The sequence below is a fragment of the Lachnospiraceae bacterium JLR.KK002 genome (assembly GCA_036941025.1).
Classification (GTDB): Bacteria; Bacillota; Clostridia; order Lachnospirales; family Lachnospiraceae; genus Petralouisia.
Window position 1 is genome coordinate 1,799,980 of the sequence record JAYMNP010000001.1, and the last position, 17,588, is coordinate 1,817,567.

18 protein-coding genes are annotated in these 17,588 nt (G+C 46.4%); 2 read left to right on the forward strand and 16 right to left on the reverse strand.

Going from position 1 to position 17,588, the window contains the following annotated elements; all coding sequences use genetic code 11:
• Positions 1-17 precede the first annotated feature (17 nt).
• The 4 genes from VSQ32_08690 to spoIIIAA are packed head-to-tail and all read right to left on the reverse strand — an operon-like array spanning position 18 to position 2,123.
• Positions 18-404 (reverse strand): SpoIIIAC/SpoIIIAD family protein, encoded by a 387-nt coding sequence (locus VSQ32_08690; GenBank protein MEH2942936.1) that lies wholly within the window; start codon positions 402-404, stop codon positions 18-20.
• 60 nt (positions 405-464) lie between these two features.
• Positions 465-659: a stage III sporulation protein AC gene (gene spoIIIAC / locus VSQ32_08695; protein MEH2942937.1), complete on the reverse strand. Its 195-nt coding sequence runs from the start codon at positions 657-659 to the stop codon at positions 465-467.
• Between the two features lie 16 nt (positions 660-675).
• Entirely contained in the window at positions 676-1,191 is a 516-nt protein-coding gene (locus VSQ32_08700; GenBank protein ID MEH2942938.1) for a stage III sporulation protein AB, read from the reverse strand.
• Positions 1,185-2,123, reverse strand: coding sequence for a stage III sporulation protein AA (gene spoIIIAA / locus VSQ32_08705; GenBank protein ID MEH2942939.1), 939 nt, complete (start codon positions 2,121-2,123; stop codon positions 1,185-1,187). The genes VSQ32_08700 and spoIIIAA overlap by 7 nt, the downstream gene beginning before the upstream one ends.
• A 459-nt stretch (positions 2,124-2,582) precedes the next feature.
• Here spoIIIAA and VSQ32_08710 point away from each other — a divergent pair, with 459 nt between their 5' ends.
• Positions 2,583-3,428, forward strand: coding sequence for a Sir2 silent information regulator family NAD-dependent deacetylase (locus VSQ32_08710; GenBank protein ID MEH2942940.1), 846 nt, complete (start codon positions 2,583-2,585; stop codon positions 3,426-3,428).
• A gap of 124 nt (positions 3,429-3,552) precedes the next feature.
• Here the strand turns inward: VSQ32_08710 and rpsU are convergent, their stop codons facing one another.
• The 5 genes from rpsU to VSQ32_08735 form a co-directional block, all read right to left on the reverse strand.
• Positions 3,553-3,729, reverse strand: coding sequence for a 30S ribosomal protein S21 (gene rpsU, locus VSQ32_08715; GenBank protein ID MEH2942941.1), 177 nt, complete (start codon positions 3,727-3,729; stop codon positions 3,553-3,555).
• Positions 3,730-3,870: 141 nt separating this feature from the next.
• Positions 3,871-6,522, reverse strand: coding sequence for an alanine--tRNA ligase (alaS, locus tag VSQ32_08720; protein MEH2942942.1), 2,652 nt, complete (start codon positions 6,520-6,522; stop codon positions 3,871-3,873).
• Positions 6,523-6,541: 19 nt separating this feature from the next.
• Entirely contained in the window at positions 6,542-6,691 is a 150-nt protein-coding gene (locus VSQ32_08725; protein MEH2942943.1) for a hypothetical protein, read from the reverse strand.
• Positions 6,692-6,765: 74 nt separating this feature from the next.
• A complete protein-coding gene (gene rnhA / locus VSQ32_08730) occupies positions 6,766-7,233 on the reverse strand; it encodes a ribonuclease HI (GenBank protein MEH2942944.1) in 468 nt (155 codons plus the stop codon).
• Between the two features lie 15 nt (positions 7,234-7,248).
• Positions 7,249-8,010 carry an MBL fold metallo-hydrolase gene (locus tag VSQ32_08735; GenBank protein ID MEH2942945.1) on the reverse strand — a complete coding sequence of 254 codons (762 nt, stop codon included), beginning with the start codon at positions 8,008-8,010 and terminating at the stop codon, positions 7,249-7,251.
• Between the two features lie 321 nt (positions 8,011-8,331).
• Between VSQ32_08735 and VSQ32_08740 the strand changes: the two genes are divergently transcribed.
• Positions 8,332-8,817 carry a hypothetical protein gene (locus tag VSQ32_08740; GenBank protein MEH2942946.1) on the forward strand — a complete coding sequence of 162 codons (486 nt, stop codon included), beginning with the start codon at positions 8,332-8,334 and terminating at the stop codon, positions 8,815-8,817.
• A 191-nt stretch (positions 8,818-9,008) separates the two neighbouring features.
• Here the strand turns inward: VSQ32_08740 and spoIVA are convergent, their stop codons facing one another.
• The 7 genes from spoIVA to VSQ32_08775 all read right to left on the reverse strand — a co-directional run bounded on the left by spoIVA (position 9,009) and on the right by VSQ32_08775 (position 17,317).
• Positions 9,009-10,496, reverse strand: a complete 1,488-nt coding sequence (gene spoIVA / locus VSQ32_08745) for a stage IV sporulation protein A (GenBank protein MEH2942947.1) — start codon at positions 10,494-10,496, stop codon at positions 9,009-9,011.
• Between the two features lie 91 nt (positions 10,497-10,587).
• On the reverse strand, positions 10,588-11,580 hold the full coding sequence (locus VSQ32_08750) for a diacylglycerol kinase family protein (protein ID MEH2942948.1): 993 nt from the start codon (positions 11,578-11,580) through the stop codon (positions 10,588-10,590).
• Positions 11,543-13,042, reverse strand: coding sequence for a 4-alpha-glucanotransferase (malQ, locus tag VSQ32_08755; GenBank protein ID MEH2942949.1), 1,500 nt, complete (start codon positions 13,040-13,042; stop codon positions 11,543-11,545). The genes VSQ32_08750 and malQ overlap by 38 nt, the downstream gene beginning before the upstream one ends.
• 18 nt (positions 13,043-13,060) lie before the next feature.
• Positions 13,061-14,119, reverse strand: a complete 1,059-nt coding sequence (locus tag VSQ32_08760) for a LacI family DNA-binding transcriptional regulator (protein ID MEH2942950.1) — start codon at positions 14,117-14,119, stop codon at positions 13,061-13,063.
• A gap of 24 nt (positions 14,120-14,143) precedes the next feature.
• Positions 14,144-14,983 (reverse strand): carbohydrate ABC transporter permease, encoded by an 840-nt coding sequence (locus VSQ32_08765; protein MEH2942951.1) that lies wholly within the window; start codon positions 14,981-14,983, stop codon positions 14,144-14,146.
• Positions 14,983-15,825 (reverse strand): sugar ABC transporter permease, encoded by an 843-nt coding sequence (locus tag VSQ32_08770; GenBank protein MEH2942952.1) that lies wholly within the window; start codon positions 15,823-15,825, stop codon positions 14,983-14,985. Before VSQ32_08770 ends, VSQ32_08765 begins: the two co-directional genes overlap by 1 nt.
• Before the next feature lie 82 nt (positions 15,826-15,907).
• Positions 15,908-17,317, reverse strand: coding sequence for an ABC transporter substrate-binding protein (locus tag VSQ32_08775; protein ID MEH2942953.1), 1,410 nt, complete (start codon positions 17,315-17,317; stop codon positions 15,908-15,910).
• Positions 17,318-17,588 lie beyond the last annotated feature (271 nt).

A 17,588-nucleotide genomic window follows, 5' to 3' on the forward strand; every position in this document is an offset into this window, starting at 1 on the left:
CCATCACCCCAGCCTTTTCAACTCAAAAACTCCCCTATGGTTTCCAGCAGTACCAGAAGTACCGGCATACTGATTACCAGTATGGACAGCTTCCCAAACATCTCTATCTGGCCTGCTACCGTCTGGTATCCGGCATCTTTGCACAGGCTGGAGGAAAACTCCGCCACATAGGTAATTCCTATCATTTTTATCAGGATTGCCAGATATCCCGTATCCAGTTTCACATAATCCTGCATCCGGTTAATTACAGCCAGCACCAGTTCCAGCTTGGACATAATAAAATAAAAAATACACAGGGATACTCCCAGGGTGGCAAACAGTTCATATTCTTTTTTCTGCTCTTTTAACATAATTCCCAGCAAGGTTCCCACAATGCCGAGAACTGCAATCTTCAAAATATCCATTTTCTGCTCCTGCACCGGTTTTTTGCATTCCCGAATTACTGATACGTCCTCTTTCCTGCCTCACAGAGCAAACAGGTTTTTCATGGTTTCAAATAATTCATAGATATAAGGCACAATCCAGAACAGTACAATCAATAATCCCGCCAGACTGGTCAGAAAGGCATGTTCTTCCCTGCCGCTGTGCTTTAATACCTGACTCAGCACAGTAACCAGTATTCCGACTGCTGCAATTTTAAAAATCAAACTTATACTCATAGCTTCCTCCGTACCGCTAAATCAGCAGAATTACCAGAAACAGGCCGCAGGACAGGCTTAGGATTCTGGCCACCTTCTGCCTGTTCTCCAGTTCCGTTTGGGCTTTTCGGAGCAGACCTTCCGTCTGCTCCATATAAAGTTCCAGATTCTTTAACTGCATTCCGGTATCCAGATATCCAAAATTCTCCCCTGCCCGTTTGAAAAGCCCGAATTCTTCTCTGGTAAAATAAAAGTTTTCCGCTTCCTGGTCCACCAGCCTGCTCCAGAACTTTCCCATACCTTCCTCTGTCCCGTCCAGACCTTCCGCAGCTTTTTGCAAAAAGGAAGAAAAAGGCTCCTTTCCCTGGGACGCCACCTGCCGGAATGCTTCTTTTAACGGCGTCCTGGCATAGGAAATCTCTCCCTGCAACATCAGAAACATTTCCTTCATGCCCGCCAGCTGGTCCACATGCTCCCGAAGTTCTTCATTCACTTTCCAGCCATACAGAAGAGACGCTGCAATCACCAGAAGGCTCCCTGTCAGTTTTAACATAATTTCCGCAGCTTTCCGTCATACACGGAAAACCTTCTCTCCCCTTTCTGTCCCGGACTCAAAAATACAAAACGCTCAAAAAACTCCCGCTCCAGCCACTGGGATAAATACAGCTTTTCCCTCAATTCCTCTATTCTGCCCACATGCATGGTGCCCAGAATCCGGCAGCCGCAGTGAAGGGCCTCCTCCACTGCAAGATAATCCTCCCTGCTGCCCAGCTCATCCACTGCAAGAATCCGGGGAGACATGCTGCGCACCAGAAGCCGCATTCCTTCTGCTTTGGGACAGGCGTCCAGTACATCGGTGCGGCTTCCCAGATCATTCTGGGGTATGCCCGAAAATCCGGCTGCCAACTCGCTGCGCTCGTCCACCACTCCCACTTTCTGTCCCGGAAGCCGGGGCGTCCCCTCTGACAACAAACGGATACAATCCCGGAGCATGGTGGTTTTCCCGGCTCCCGGCGGTGAAAGTATCAGTGTATTGTAAATACTTCCCTCCTGTACCAGCCATGGGATTACATTTTCCGCGCATCCTTTTTTCTGTCTTGCCACACGGACGTTCAGGCTGTATATATTGCGGATGGTAAGAATTTTCCCATGTTCACAGACTGCTTTTCCTGCCACACCAACCCGGTGTCCGCCCTGTATGGTAAAAAACCCGTTGCGGATTTCCTCTTCCAGTGCGTACATGGAATACTGGCTCATTCTGGACAGAGTTTCTTTCATATCCTGTTCGCTCCAGATATAACTGCCGCCGGAGCAGGTCTGAACAGTCTGCCCGTCCCTGCTCCAGTACCACTCTCCGCTCTGGTCCAGCACCATCACAGGTCTCCCGATACGCAGCCGGAATTCCTCCGGCTCTCTGCCTTCTTCAAAACTTCTCCGGCAGAGATTTTTCAGAATTGATGGAAATACACTGATAATTTCCTCCATAAGTTGTCCTCCTCGCTTCCTGATTTCATATATATGTACAGGCCTGCGGGAATATGACTAAAAAAGCGGACTGGTCCGCAGAGGCTCCCTGAATCCCTCAATCCTGAGGAACCTGGAGGATTTGACGCGCCGGGCACGGTCGCCCCGGCGGCATAATACCCTTCGTGCGAGTACCCTCGCTTCGCTGAGGCAGACCCTGCTGCTTTTCTGTTTATACGCTGTCCCCCCATTTCTTCTCAATGGTTTCTTTCCGGTAACTATGGCATATATAAGTGCGTACTTTAACTTTTGTCTCTGCGATTGTATTATATTTCTGCAGGCGGGAAAAACAATCCGCAAAAATTAAAAATCAGGAGGAATAATTTCTGTCCTGTGAACAAAAAGGAAATCTTCCGGAGGTGATTTTTCATGTATTTTAAGAACACAGCAGCAACAACCGCCGGCAACGGCAGGAAACATATGCCGGAAACCCGAAAGCTTACGGAATTCAGACGTAAAATCCAACATGCAGACGCTATTCTGATTGGCGCCGGAGCCGGGCTGTCCACATCTGCAGGATTTACTTATTCGGGTAAACGGTTTGAGGATAATTTTTCTGACTTTATAAAAGCATACGGTTTGAAGGACATGTATTCGGCAGGCTTTTATCCCTATGAAACGCCGGAAGAATACTGGGCATACTGGAGCCGCTATGTATATATCAACCGTTATCAGAATCCTCCCGAATCTGTATATGATGACTTGTATCATCTGATAAAAGGCAAAGATTATTTTGTTCTGACAACGAATGTGGATCACTGTTTCCAGAAAGCCGGTTTTGATAAGCAGAGGCTGTTTTATACTCAGGGGGACTACGGACTGTGGCAGTGTTCCGTACCCTGCCACAATAAAACATACGACAATGAAACGGTGATTCAAAAAATGGTTACCCGCCAGCAGAATATGCGTGTTCCATCGGATTTGGTTCCTTTCTGCCCCATCTGCGGCGCACCCATGACCATGAATCTGCGGGCGGACGGTACCTTTGTGGAGGACGAAGGCTGGCACAGGGCGGCAGCCCGGTATCAGGACTTTATACACAGCCGGAAAGAACAGAATATGTTATATCTGGAGCTTGGAGTTGGCGCAAACACGCCTGGAATTATCAAATATCCTTTCTGGCAGATGACATACCGCAATCCAGAATCTTCTTATGTATGCATTAATCTGGAAGAATCCTGTGTTCCGGCAGAAATTGAACAGCAGTCCCTCTGTATTGCCCTTGACATCGGAGAAGCTCTGAAAGAGCCTGGGGCAGATAACTGAAACCGACGCGCCAACGCGCCATTTGCGGTGCCCCGGAACATACGCAGTATGCTGAACGTACTGCGTTAAGCACAAAAGACCCCTGTATCATCTGCTGCCAGATGATACAGGGGTCTTTTAACTTTTAATTATATTTACGCTTTCTTGCCGCTTCGGATTTCTTCTTGCGTCTTACGCTTGGCTTTTCGTAATGTTCTCTTTTACGAATTTCCTGCTGAATACCAGCTTTTGCACAGTTTCTTTTGAATCTGCGTAAAGCGCTATCCAAAGTCTCGTTTTCTTTAACGATCACATTTGACATAGTCTCACACCTAACCTCCCTCCAGTTGCGTATTGTGCATATTCAACTGTTTGGGTCATTTTATTGCACTGCTATTAATTATAACAGATATTTTTAGTAAGTCAACTGTTTTATGGAAAATTTTCCATCACAGCAATGCTGTTACATCTGACCCTCCAGAACAGTTTTCACTTCTGCTATGGCATCAGGTATTCCGGAAGGATTCTTTCCTCCTGCCTGAGCCATATTGGGACGTCCGCCGCCGCCACCGCCCACTTTTCCGGCAATGGCTTTAATCAGGTTGCCAGCGTGGGCGCCCTGCTTCATGGCGCCGTCCGTAGCCATGGCAATCAGGTTCACCTTACCGTCTTTTTCGGAAGCAAGGACTACCACCCCTTCTCCCAGTTTTTCTTTCAGCTGGTCGCCCAGGTCACGCAGTCCGTTCATATCCACGCCGGAAACGCTGGCGGCAAGGAGCTTCACGCCTTTTACTTCTGTAACCTGATTCATAACGTCTCCCAGAGCATCCTGGGCCGCACGGCTCTTTAAGGATTCATTTTCGCTCTGCAGCGCCTTCATTTCCGCCATTAAATGCTCCAGCTTTTCCACCAGACCTGCAGGATTGGTTTTCACTGTTCTGGCAGCCTCGTGAACGGTTCTTTCCAGTCTGTCATAGTATTCAAATACGGCTCTGGAAGTCAGCGCCTCGATGCGGCGCACTCCGGCTGCCACGCCGGACTCGGAAATAATCTTAAAGGCACTGATACTGCTGGTATTCTCCACATGGGTTCCGCCGCACAGCTCCACGGAAAAATCTCCCATTTTAACCACCCGGACGGAATCACCGTATTTCTCGCCGAACAGTGCCATGGCGCCTGTCTTTTTGGCTTCCTCCAGACTCATTACCTCTGTCACCACAGGCAGAGCGGATGCTATTTTTTCATTTACCATATTTTCTGTCCGGGCAATTTCCTCCGGCGTCATAGCGGCAAAATGGGAAAAATCAAACCGGAGCCTGTCCGCGTTCACATCGGAGCCATGCTGCTCCACATGGGTTCCCAGCACTTCCCTGAGCGCTTTCTGAAGCAAATGAGTGGCACTGTGGTTTCTGCCGGTCAGAGCACGTCTGTCTGCATCCACAGACAGTTCCACCGCATCTCCTGTCTTAAACATTCCGGCAGTTACCACACCCACATGGCCGATTCTGCCGCCCCGCAGATGGATGGTATCTTCCACACGGAATTCATTTTCTCCCGCCCGGATTACGCCCGTATCTCCATTCTGTCCGCCCATAGTGGCATAGAACGGAGTCTCTTTTACAATTATGGTTCCGCGGTCACCGTCTGACAGCGCTTCTGTCAGTTCTGTCTCCGTAGTCAGCACCGCAATCTTCGAAGTGTGTACCAGATGGTCATATCCTGTAAATTCAGAGGTAACGGAAATATCTATCTCGTCGTATACCGTGGCGTCCGCACCCATATAGTTTGTCTCTTTCCGCGCACTTCTGGCCTTATTGCGCTGTTCTTCCATGCAGGCCTGGAATCCTTCCTCATCAATGGAAAATCCTTTTTCTTCCAGAATTTCCTGGGTCAGATCCAGCGGGAATCCATAAGTGTCATACAGCTTAAACGCATGTTCGCCCGACAGCACACAGGTTCCTGCCGCCTTCATTTCTTCCTGCATTTCTGACAGGATACTTAAGCCCTGATCGATGGTTTTGTCAAACTTTTCTTCTTCCTGAGTCAGAACCTTAAAGATAAATTCCTTCTTTTCTTCCAGTTCCGGATAACCGTCTTTGCTCTCATCAATCACGGTTGCACTTAAGGTAGCAAGGAACTTTCCGCCAATCCCAAGGAGCCTGCCATGACGGGCTGCCCGCCGGATTAAACGCCTCAGCACATAGCCGCGCCCTTCGTTAGAAGGCATGATTCCATCGGAAATCATAAAGGTGGCGGAACGCATATGGTCTGTAATCAGACGGATGGACACATCGTCCATGGCGTCTGTCCGGTACGTTTTGCCGGATACCTCGCATACTTTATCCCGAATCGCCTTCATGGTATCAATATCAAACACGGAATTCACATCCTGCACCACCACCGCAAGACGTTCCAGTCCCATGCCTGTGTCAATATTTTTGGTGGCCAGTTCTTCGTAATTACCGTGTCCGTCCCCGTCAAACTGGGTAAATACATTATTCCACACTTCCATGAAGCGGTCGCACTCACAGCCCACCTTACAGTCCGGGCTGCCGCAGCCATAAGCCTCTCCCCTGTCGTAATAAATCTCGGAACAGGGTCCGCAGGGTCCTGCCCCGTGTTCCCAGAAATTATCGCATTTTCCATTTTCATCCCGATAAAAACGGGTAATCTTTTCTGCCGGAACTCCCACTTCTTTCGTCCAGATTTCAAATGCCTCGTCATCTTCCCCGTAAATAGAAGGATACAGACGCTCCGGCTCCATGCCAATCGCTTCCGTCAGAAATTCCCAGCTCCAGGCAATGGCTTCGTGCTTGAAATAGTCCCCAAAGGAAAAATTTCCCAGCATCTCAAAAAAAGTAAGATGTCTTGCTGTTTTACCTACATTTTCAATATCTCCGGTCCTGATACATTTCTGACAGGTGGTCACCCGTTTCCGGGGCGGAATCTCCTGCCCTGTAAAATATGGCTTTAAGGGCGCCATTCCCGCATTGATCAGCAGCAGGCTGTTATCATTGTGGGGCACCAGGGAAAAACTTTTCATTGCCAGATGTTCTTTGCTCTCAAAAAATTCCAGATACATCCTGCGCAGTTCATTTACTCCATACTTCTTCACAACCAATTTCCTCCACTGTCTATTTCTCTTTCGCTGTCAGCTCTTCTGCCGCAGTCTTCGCATCTTTTCTGTCGCGCAGTTTTTTTCCAAAGAAAAGTCCGCATCCGGCTACTGCCGCCATCAGAATAAATTTTATTGCTGTCTGTATAAAACTGGCTAAAAATGCCATAGAAACACCTCCTGTCAAATCTGTCCTGCGCCTTTCGTCTTCAGGGCATATAATATCATATGAAACACAGTTTTTCAAGTATCCTCCAGTAAATGGTCTCCATCTGCAGCGGAAGTCGCCAGTTCATCACAGCGTTCATTCATAACATGTCCGTCATGGCCCTTTACCCATATAAATTTTACTTTATGAGGCGCCATGGCCTGTAACAGCTCCTGCCAGAGATCTATGTTCTTTACCGGCTTCCCGTCAGATTTTTTCCAGCCCTTTTTCTGCCAGCTCCAAATCCAGTTCTGGTTAAAGGCGTCCACCACATATCTGGAATCTGAATACAGCTCTACCTGACAGGGCCTTGTCAGCTCCTGCAGACTGCGGATTACCGCCATCAGTTCCATGCGGTTGTTGGTTGTTTTCCGGTATCCGGCTGAAATTTCCTTTTTATACAGTTTTCCTGAAGCATCCAGATAAGTCAGAACTGCCCCGTAACCTCCCGGCCCGTCGGGATTCCCCCTTGCAGCTCCGTCCGTATATATTTTTACTTCCATATGTTTCCTCCGATTTTATATTTCCTTCAGCAGGATTTCCTGATTCTCCCGTTCCACGCCCAGAATCTGTTCCCTGCTCTCCCGGTTCCGGGGGAGATTCACATATTCCTGCACCAGCTCATAATGTTTCCACATATGCATGGGCACAATGTATTCTGCCTGTACATGTTCTCTGAAATAATCAATCCCCAGATATCGGTCTTCTTCCTGTCTTGGGTCCATTACCACAAAAGCCAGATCAATCTTCCTGCCTGAAATCAGATTTATCTGCTCCTTATAGGTCTTTTCCTGATAATCATTGTCTTTCTCCGGTTCCCCTTCCCACCTCCACCAGTTCAGATCCCCTGCATGGTAAATGGTTTTTCCGGCAACCGTTACCAGAAATGCCACGCCGCTGTCTGTGGACAGCAGTGTTTCTACCTTTATATCATCTGTCCTTTGCGTTTCCCCCGGTTTCACATATGTGATACTTTCTTTTATATTCTCCGCCACACCCAGCCGGCGCAGAAAGGCACTGCCCAGTTTTCTCTTTATTTCCCTGGCAAAAATATAGCGGATATTGGGATACTTTTCTTTCCATTTCAGTACTTCCACATCGAAATGATCCCCATGCTCATGACTGGCAAACACATAAACGGGCGTGTCCGCGGGAAATTCCGGCATATTCCCATGATATACGCAGGAAGGGATATAATCTCCTCTGTAATAATCAAAAACCAGTACCCGGCCCTCTGTTTCCACACAGAAAGCACTGTGATGAATATATGTAATTTTCATGTCTTCCTCCATTCTGTTTCAGGTAATCTATAACCTGTTCCCTATTATACTGAACTTTCCGGAAAATGTATAGCAGAAAGTTGCCGTTCACACGACACCGTGCATCACGCTGCACGGTGTCCGGCCAAAGAAGTAGTGGCTGCCGGACATCCGGCCCCTCACCAAAGGTGACTTTAAATGACCGGATGTCGTTACTGTTCACACCTGTAAGGTGTGAACAGTAACAGCAGAAACACAGATAAATCTGTGTTTCTGATTTCCCCTGGACTTTCTTTTTCCCATATGGTATACTACAGGAAATACTAAGAAAGGAGGGGCCATATGACAAATACAGAATTGCTGCAGGCATTGTATGATGATATGCAGACGGTAAAAGGACATGTTTTTTCTCTGGATGAAAGAGTTTCTTCTCTGGATGAAAAAGTTTCTTCTCTGGATGAAAGAGTTTCTTCTCTGGATGAAAAAGTTTCTTCTCTGGATGAAAAAGTTTCTTCTCTGGATGAAAAAGTTTCTTCTCTGGATGAAAAAGTTTCTTCTCTGGATGAAAAAGTTTCTTCTCTGGATGAGAGAGTTTCTTCTCTGGAAACAGAAATTGCAAAAATACCTTCTCTGGAAAAGAAAATTTCTAAAATCAGTCTTATCCTTGAAAATGAAACAAACCGTAATATCAAAATCATTGCAGAAGCTCATCTCGATTTATCCAGAAAATTAAACGAATCCATAAAACTCAGCAACGATGTCAAAGCAGAACAGGAAATTCACAGTATTTACATCAATGCATTCAACAGACAGTTACAGGTATTCTGATCAGACAATACTGTCGCACAAATGCTTTTGTCCAAAGACAGACGGAGCATTTTCCGCAAAAAGGGACACTGGCCCTGCTGCCGTGTCCCTTTTTTATTTTACAGAAAATACCGTGTCACGCTAACGCCTGAAAATCTCTTCCTGCAGAATAAAAAGACCATTTTCTCAAAAACAAATTTCTCTTATATATCTTATATAATAATACAGACAAGTCCCCCATTGCTGTCATTGACAATTTTCTGCATGGTATCCTGCAGTTTCACCTGGCTTTCGTCGTCCATCATGGTAATCTTGCTGCGGATTCCGTCTTCCACCAGCTCTCCGATGGATTTCCCGAAAATATTGGTCTGCCAGATTCCTTCTTCCTGTTCTCTGGAAGTTTTGATATACCCAATCAGGTCCTGAGCCTGTTCCTCGCTTCCGATAATCGGAGCAATTTCCGTCTCCACATTGGCTTTAATCATGTGTATGGACGGAGACTGCGCTTTGATTTTCACCCCGAATTTATTGCCGTGGCGAATCAGCACCGGTTCCTCGATTTCAATATCCGTAAGCTGGGGCGTTACCACGCCATACCCTTTCTGTTTCACCGCTTCCATGGCGCTTCCCACTTTATCATACTCTTTTTTCATGGCGGATAATTCCCGAATCATGGAAATCAGCTGATATTCGCCGGATATGGGAACCCCGGTAAGCTCGCTCATATTCTCATAATAATATTTCTGGTCAATATCAATTACAATCTGTACGCATCCTCTGGACAATTCCACCTTATCCAGCTTCATTCTCCGTACATATTCTCCTTCCGGTACCAGCTCCGTATTCCGTACATCTTTGGCATAAGTAAATTTCTTTAAAATCTGCATGGCATTCTGGATAACATTTTCTTTGATTTTATGGGTATTATCCAGCATTTCCACCCACTTCGGCAGGAAAAAATCCACCCGTTCAATGGGAAATTCATAGAGAATCCCTTCCAGAATCCGAAAAATATCATCTTTTCTGAGCTGCTCGCAGTTCACCGGAAGAGTGGAAACACCATATTTTTCCGAAAGTTCTTCCGCCAGCTTCTGGCTCTCCGCTCCGTAAGGCTTCTGGGTGTTCAGCAGTAAGATGAACGGTTTTCCGATTTTTTTCAGACCTGCAACGGTTTTTTCTTCCGCAGGAATATAGCTTTCCCTTGGAAGTTCCGTAATGGAACCGTCCGTGGTAATTACAATCCCGATATTGGAATGCTCCCGGATTACTTTCTGAGTACCGATTTCCGCTGCCTGGGTAAAGGGAATCTCATAGTCAAACCAGGGAGTTTTTACCATACGTTCCGCGCCCTCTTCCATATGCCCGGTTGCCCCGTCTACCATAAATCCCACGCAGTCAATCAGTCTGACGCTCACTTCCAGATCCTCGTTCAGTTTGATTTTTGCAGCCTCTTTCGGCACAAATTTCGGCTCCGTAGTCATAATGGTTTTGCCCTGAGCCGACTGAGGCAGTTCGTCGGTAGCCCGCTCCCTGCTGTGCACATCTTCCATTTCCGGCAGCACCATCACATCCATAAATCGTTTGATAAAAGTGGATTTGCCTGTTCGCACCGGCCCCACCACCCCGATATAAATGTCTCCATTCGTCCTGGCACTGATGTCTTTGTAAATATTATATGTACCGGTATTAATATTTTCCATAAAAAAACCTCCTGTTCTACTGTTATCAGTATATGCAGAAGGTTTGCATGGAATGCTAAAATTTGTACAAAGATTAAGGTAAAATACCGGCTCATTTCATAACTTTCAGCGCACCCGGCAGGCATTCATACCGCAGCCGCACCGGATCGCCCAGATCTTCTCCGTCCATATGGCCGGTCATGGGCTCCTGCAGCCACAGGGTACAGGATTCGCAGTCAGCCACCTCTATTCCCTGAAATCCCACATGTTTCCCTTTGAGCAGGGTAAACAGAAGAAACAGGGCCCGCAATTTTCCCACCCCGTAAATATAACAGACAGATAACCTGCCGTCCTGATCCGAAGCCTGCGGCGCCATGGGAAGACCGCCGCCTTCACATCTGTGATTCATCACAGCCATGCAAATCAGCCCCTGGATTCTCTTTTTCTCTCCCTGGTCAAACTGAAGGTTTGCCTGAACATCCGGCAGTTCTGCCAGTGTCAGTATGGTCTGAATAAAATAAGACAGCCTTCCCAGATGGAGCCTGTTTAAAAACACTTTCATTCCGGCGGCATTGACACGTCTGCAGACTTCCGCATCCATGCCAATCCCCGAACTGATGTTGAAATATGCACTTTTCTCCGGATTCCTGCCCCAGGATACCTTTCCGATATCCATTTCATACAGTTCCTGAGACTCCAGAATCCGTTTCAGGGCAGCCAGCGGGTCTTTTGGAAGACCCAGCCCTCTGCCCAGATCATTGCCGGAACCCGTGGGAATATAGCCAAATCGTATACCGGCAAAATCCCGGATTCCGTTCACCACTTCATTTGCCGTACCATCGCCGCCCACCACCACAAGAGAAATCACTTCTTCCTGATATTTCTCCGTCAGTTTTTCCGCCAGTTCTCCGGCGTGGCCTTTATATTTTGTGAGGAAGGCCCGGTAAGCCACCTTCCTCTCTTTCAGTTCTGCCTCCAGTCTCCTCCAGATTTTTCTGCCTTTCCCTGTTCTGGAAGCCACATTTACAATAAAATAATACATATCCTGTCTGCTTTCTCTGCTGACTTTACTCAGCAGCTCCGGCCTGCTTCGGCGCTCTGCCATACAGCTCCACCTGTTTGCAAATGCGCCTCACCAGTTTGCTGTCAACAGCTCCCGGTTTCATACGCCACATCCAGTTACAGCCCAGGGTGGAAGGGGTATTCATCCTTCCCTCACTTCCAATTCCCAGTAAATCCTGCATGGTCACTATGGCAGTATCGCTGACACTGGACCAGACGCCCCGCATTACCCCCCAGTGATACCCCTCGTCTTTATTCAGATTCAGGTAATCTTTTGCAAAGGCCACACAGGGTCTGGGCGCGGTCTTCATCCATCCCAGAATAGTATCATTATCATGGGTTCCTGCATAGACTACGGAATTGTTATTGTAATTATGGGGCAGATAGTCTCCGTCCTCTCTGCTGTCAAAAGCAAACTGAATCAGCTTCATGCCCGGATAGCCGGATTCCTCCAGCATTTCATGAACCGCCTCTGTCAGGAATCCCAGATCCTCTGCAATAATATCCAGTCTGCCCAGTTCCTTTTCAATGGAACGGAACAGTTTAATACCAGGGCCTTTCCTCCACTCTCCGTTTTTGGCTGTTTTATCTCCGAAAGGAATGGCATAATAAGACTCAAAGCCCCGAAAATGGTCAATACGCACCACGTCAAAGAGTTTTGACATTTTATCCAGCCGCTTCTTCCACCAGCGGTAATCGTCCTGTTCCATCACATCCCAGCGAAACAGCGGATTACCCCACAACTGACCGTCATCCGAAAATGCATCCGGCGGACATCCCGCCACATCAATGGGCACCAGATTCTCGTTCAGGTAAAACTGAGAGGGATTTGCCCACACATCCGCACTGTCCATGGCCACGTAAATGGGCACATCTCCGATAATCCGGATTCCCCTTTCATTGGCATATGCTTTCAGGCTGTTCCACTGTTTGTAAAAAAGATACTGCAGCACTTTCCAGAACTCTGTCGCTTCTTCCAGTTCTTCGCCGGCTTTCTGCAGCGCTTCTTCCCGGCGCAGCCGCAGGTCTTCCTCCCATTCACTCCAGGCTGTTCCCTCATGGGCGTCTTTCAGCGCCATAAACAGGGCATAATCATTAAGCCAGTCTGCCTGTTCCTGACAGAATCCTTCATAATCCTCCGGTATATTTTTCCGGAACCGGTCAAAAGCCTTATGTAATAACGCATAACGGTTTACATAGAGAATTCCGTAATCTACCCTGGTAATATCCCTTCCCCACTCATAAGACTGGCATTCCTTTCGGGTGAGGAGTTTTTCTTTACAGAGCTTTTCCAGATCTATAAAATAAGGATTACCGGCAAAACTGGAAAAAGACTGATAGGGAGAATCTCCGTAACTGGTAGGGCAGATGGGCAGCACCTGCCAGTAACTCTGCTCTGCCTTCACCAGAAAGTCCACAAATTTTTCCGCCTCTTTTCCCAGTGTTCCAATCCCGTAGGGAGAGGGCAGAGATGAAATATGCATTAAAACTCCACTACTACGCATCACGCGTACCTCCTGTTATCAAATCTGTTTACTGCCATCCGGTCTGCCTGTCTCAGTTTCCCCGGATGAATCTATCGTTTTTACACTTTCTCCCTGTACCAGATGAAACGGAATGATCTCATGGACAGGCACAGGTTCCATGTCTATATTCTGTAATAATATTTCCACACTCCTTACCGCCAGAACCTGATACTGCTGCTGAATGGTGGTAAGTTTGGGATTATAATACTCCGCCATGGTAATTCCGTCAAATCCCATGACAGAAATATCTTCCGGCACGCGCCGGCCGCTGTCAATAATGGCACGAATTGCCCCAATGGCCGTCACATCACTCATGGCAAATACAGCAGTGATGTCTTCTGCCTTCTTCAGAAGGCGTTTCATGGCCCCGTAAGCACTCTCATACGAGAAACTTGATTTCTCATAATACTTCTGTTCCTCAAAGGAAATCTGATGTTTCTGAAAACTTCTGACACACCCGGAATATCTCTGCTTGCTGGTATGGGACAGAGAAAAATCGCCCCCCAGTATTCCGATTCTTTTATGCCCCTGCCCGATGAGATGATCTATGGCATATTCCCCTGCCGCTTCATCATCTGTGGACACACTGGATAAATTATCAAATCCCAGATCCGCCCCCTGATTGGTAACCAGGACACATGGAACATTTATTTTCTGAAATGACTGCTCAAAGAATCTGGGATTGCCTCCCAGAAACAACATACCCCGCGGCTTGTGTTCCCGGCAGACAATCGCAGCCTCTTCCACTTCGTTATCATTTTCATCAATATAATTGATGCTCACCGTATATCTGGTGGCCTCCACTCTTTTCTGTATGGCCTCCACAATACTGGCAAAAAGCATGTTGGAAGTACCTTTTACCAGCACTGCAATGGCCTTGCTGCTGTTTTGTTTCAGATGTCTGGCATTGTTATTGGGCACAAAATGACGCGCTGCCACGATTTCCGTAATTCTTTTTTTAGCTTCCGGACTCACATCCCTGCGGTTGTTCAGCACTCTGGACACGGTACTTACCGAATATCCGGATTCTCTTGCAATATCTTTTATGGTCAACATATCATTTCCCACCTTATCTTAAATCTAGCCTTTTACCGCACCTGCCACAACACCCTCGATAATGTGTTTCTGACATGCCATGTAAAATACGATAATCGGGATAATCGCCAGCACCAGCATTGCCATCATGGCGCCCATATCCACAGAACCATATCCACCCTTCAGGTACTGAATGGCAATGGGAATGGTCTTCCAGCGTTTGATGTCCAGTACCAGATACGGGAGCAGATAGTCATTCCAGATCCACATTGCCTGAAGAATTGCCACGGTGATACAGGTGGGTTTTAAAATCGGAAATACAATCTGGAAAAATGTCTGAACGGGGGTACAGCCGTCAATCATGGCTGCTTCCTCAATTTCCAGCGGAATACTACGTACAAATCCGCAGAACATAAACACCGCCAGACCGGCTCCAAATCCCAGATATACTAATATAATACCAACCGGGCTGGATAAATGCAACATATTTGCTAATTTTGATAACGTAAACATTACCATCTGGAACGGTACAATCATGGAAAACAGACATAAATAGTACATTCCGGAAGAAAATTTAGATTTTACCCTGGATATGTACCATGCGCACATGGAAGTACATAAAATAATAACCGCTACGGAAAATACGGTGATAAACAGGGAATTTTTAAATGCGTCAAAGAAATGGATTTTCTCCATACCATTGACATAATTATCCCATTTTACAAACATTTTGTCTGTGGGAATCGCAAAGGGCTTCCGGCTGATATATACTTTCTTTTTAAAAGAGTTAATCAGCACCAGCACAATCGGAAATACCCATGCAACAGAAAGTAAACTGAAAAATATGGTATAAATCCATCCGTGTTTTGCTTTTCTTACACCCATTACTGCTGCACCTCCTTACGTCTTGTAAGATAGTTCTGTCCAACGGCAATCAATGCTACCAGAATAAAGAATATTACTGCTTTTGCCTGGCCCACGCCTTCAAATCCTGACCGGCCGTAGAAGGTGTTGAAAATATTCAGCGCCAGCAGTTCTGACATATTGGAAGGTTCTCCGTTGGTCAGCGCCAGGTTCTGGTCAAAGAGCTTAAATCCGTTGGTCAGTGTTAAAAAGGTACAGATGGTAATGGAAGGCATTACCATTGGAATGGTTACGTTCTTTAAAATCTGAGCATTGGTGGCACCGTCAATTTTTGCTGCTTCAATCAGTTCTCCCGGAATATTCTGGATACCGGAAATATAGATAATCATCATATAACCAATCTGCTGCCAGCACATCAGAATAACCAGACCCCAGAATCCATAGGCTGAATTATAAGTCAGGGTTTTCTGGAAATGTGCCAGAATACCGTTTAACAATAACTGCCAGATATATCCAAGAACGATACCGCCAATCAGGTTCGGCATGAAAAATACGGTTCGGAAAATATTTGTTCCCTTAATTCCCTTTGTTAAAAGCATCGCAATTGCAAATGCCAGTACGTTAATCAATAACACGGACACAATTGTAAATGCGGCAGTGTACCAGAGTGCGTGCCCAAATGTTTTGTCTGTAAATATTTTAAAATAATTACTGATACCTACAAATTTTGCATCGGTAACTGTCGTAAACTTACAAAATGATAAATAGATACCCATAAGAAAAGGAACTATGAATCCAATTGTAAATGCTACCAGAGTCGGCAGTGCAAAAACAGGAAAATATTTTTTAAGTGATTTTTGCATAAATTACCTCCCATGTTCTGAAAATGGGGGTGGCGCCTACCACCCCCGTATTTCTTTTTCTGATATGTTTTGCAGTGAAATCTTATTCGCTTACTGCCTGGACTTCTGCTGCCCATCCGTCAACAAACGCTGTCTTTACTGCATCCCATTCGCCGGTGCCCTGTGCATACTCAAGTAATGCGCTTCCTACACCGTTTTTCCAGTTTTCAGAAGGCATTGTGGTAAAGCACCATGCAACGGTTGCGTGTCCTGCGTCGATATCTTCCTGAGAAGCTGCTACCAGCGGATTTGCCGGCTGATATTCATCGGTAAAGGTGGAGAACGGAGTTACGAATCCCATTTCATCGCGGAAGGAAGTACGTCCTTCATCAGATGTGATAACCCATTCTACAAATGCCAGTGTTGCGTCGATGTCTTCCTGAGAAGCGTTTTTATTTACACACCAGTAGTTCTCAGAACCGGTGCAGAGCCCCTGATTTTCTTCTCCCTCTACGCCGATGTAGATTGGAAGCATACCAAGGTCTTCGTCTGCTACTTCGTTGTCTTTGATATCGTTGTAAGCCCATGTACCATTCTGATAGAATACTGCTTCACCCATTGCAAATTCTGCTGCTGCATCTTCACCGGTCATGCTGGATAACATGGTAGGCTCTACGGTAGAGTCTGTGATGTACAGATCCCACATATTTTTGTAGTTGTCAAGATAGGTTCCTTTGATTGCGTCGGTAGTTTCAATACCGTCTGCCTGATATTCATAATAAATCGGAAGGTTGGCCAGATGAGTCTTGAATCTCCAGTCAGAGGAGGAATCCATACCTGCGGAAGTAAATGCACCGTTGATTCCCAAATCGTCTTTCTTTGCCTGCATATCATCTGCTACTTCTTTTAATTTTGCAAAACTGTTGATTTCGGAAGCGTCTTTGATTTTTGCTCCGTCCAGTGCGCAGTAATCAGCCAGCAGCTTCTTGTTGTAAATCAGTCCGTATGTTTCAATAACATATGCAATACCCTGTACTTCGCCGGAATCAGCAATCAGTGCGAAATCATCGCTCTTTAAGTTCTTGTACAGTGCGCTTTCTTTTAAGTCATAGCAGTAATCTGCCCAGGAAGCAAGTCCTACCGGTCCGTTTACCTGGAACAGTGTGGGTGCTTCTTCTTTTGCCATCTCAGATTTCAGTGTGGACTCATATGTTCCGGAAGTTGCTGTCTCTACCGTTACAGGAACACCTGTCTGCTCGGTATAAGTCTCTGCCAGAGCTTTCCACTGATCTGCCTGTTCCGGCTTGAAGTTCAGATAATACACAGCGCCGTCCCCGCTGGCTGCCTGGCTGTCATCCTTGCTTTCTTCCTGACTGTCGTCTGTACTCTCTTCTGTGGTGCTTCCGCTGTTGTCAGCAGCATCGTTTTTGTTTCCGTTGTTGCTTCCGCAGCCGGCTGCCATAGTTGCTGCCATAGCTGCCACCAGCATCAATGATACTAATTTCTTTTTCATTTTACATCCTCCTGTTGATTTGTGTTTTTTCTGAAAACCTTACTGAAATCTTTGCCGGTAACCTTTCCGGTAACTTTCCCGGTAACGTTTTCATCTGATATGGCAAGTATAACTCCATTCTCAAAAAAATGCAATATCATTTTTCACTTTTGTTGTTACTTTGTAGATTATACACAGTTTTGCATGTTGGTTTTTGTAGGATTTTAACAACAGAAAATCAAAGATTTGAAAAAATGAGGTACAGAGCGCACTTTCATGCTTTAGCGTGACA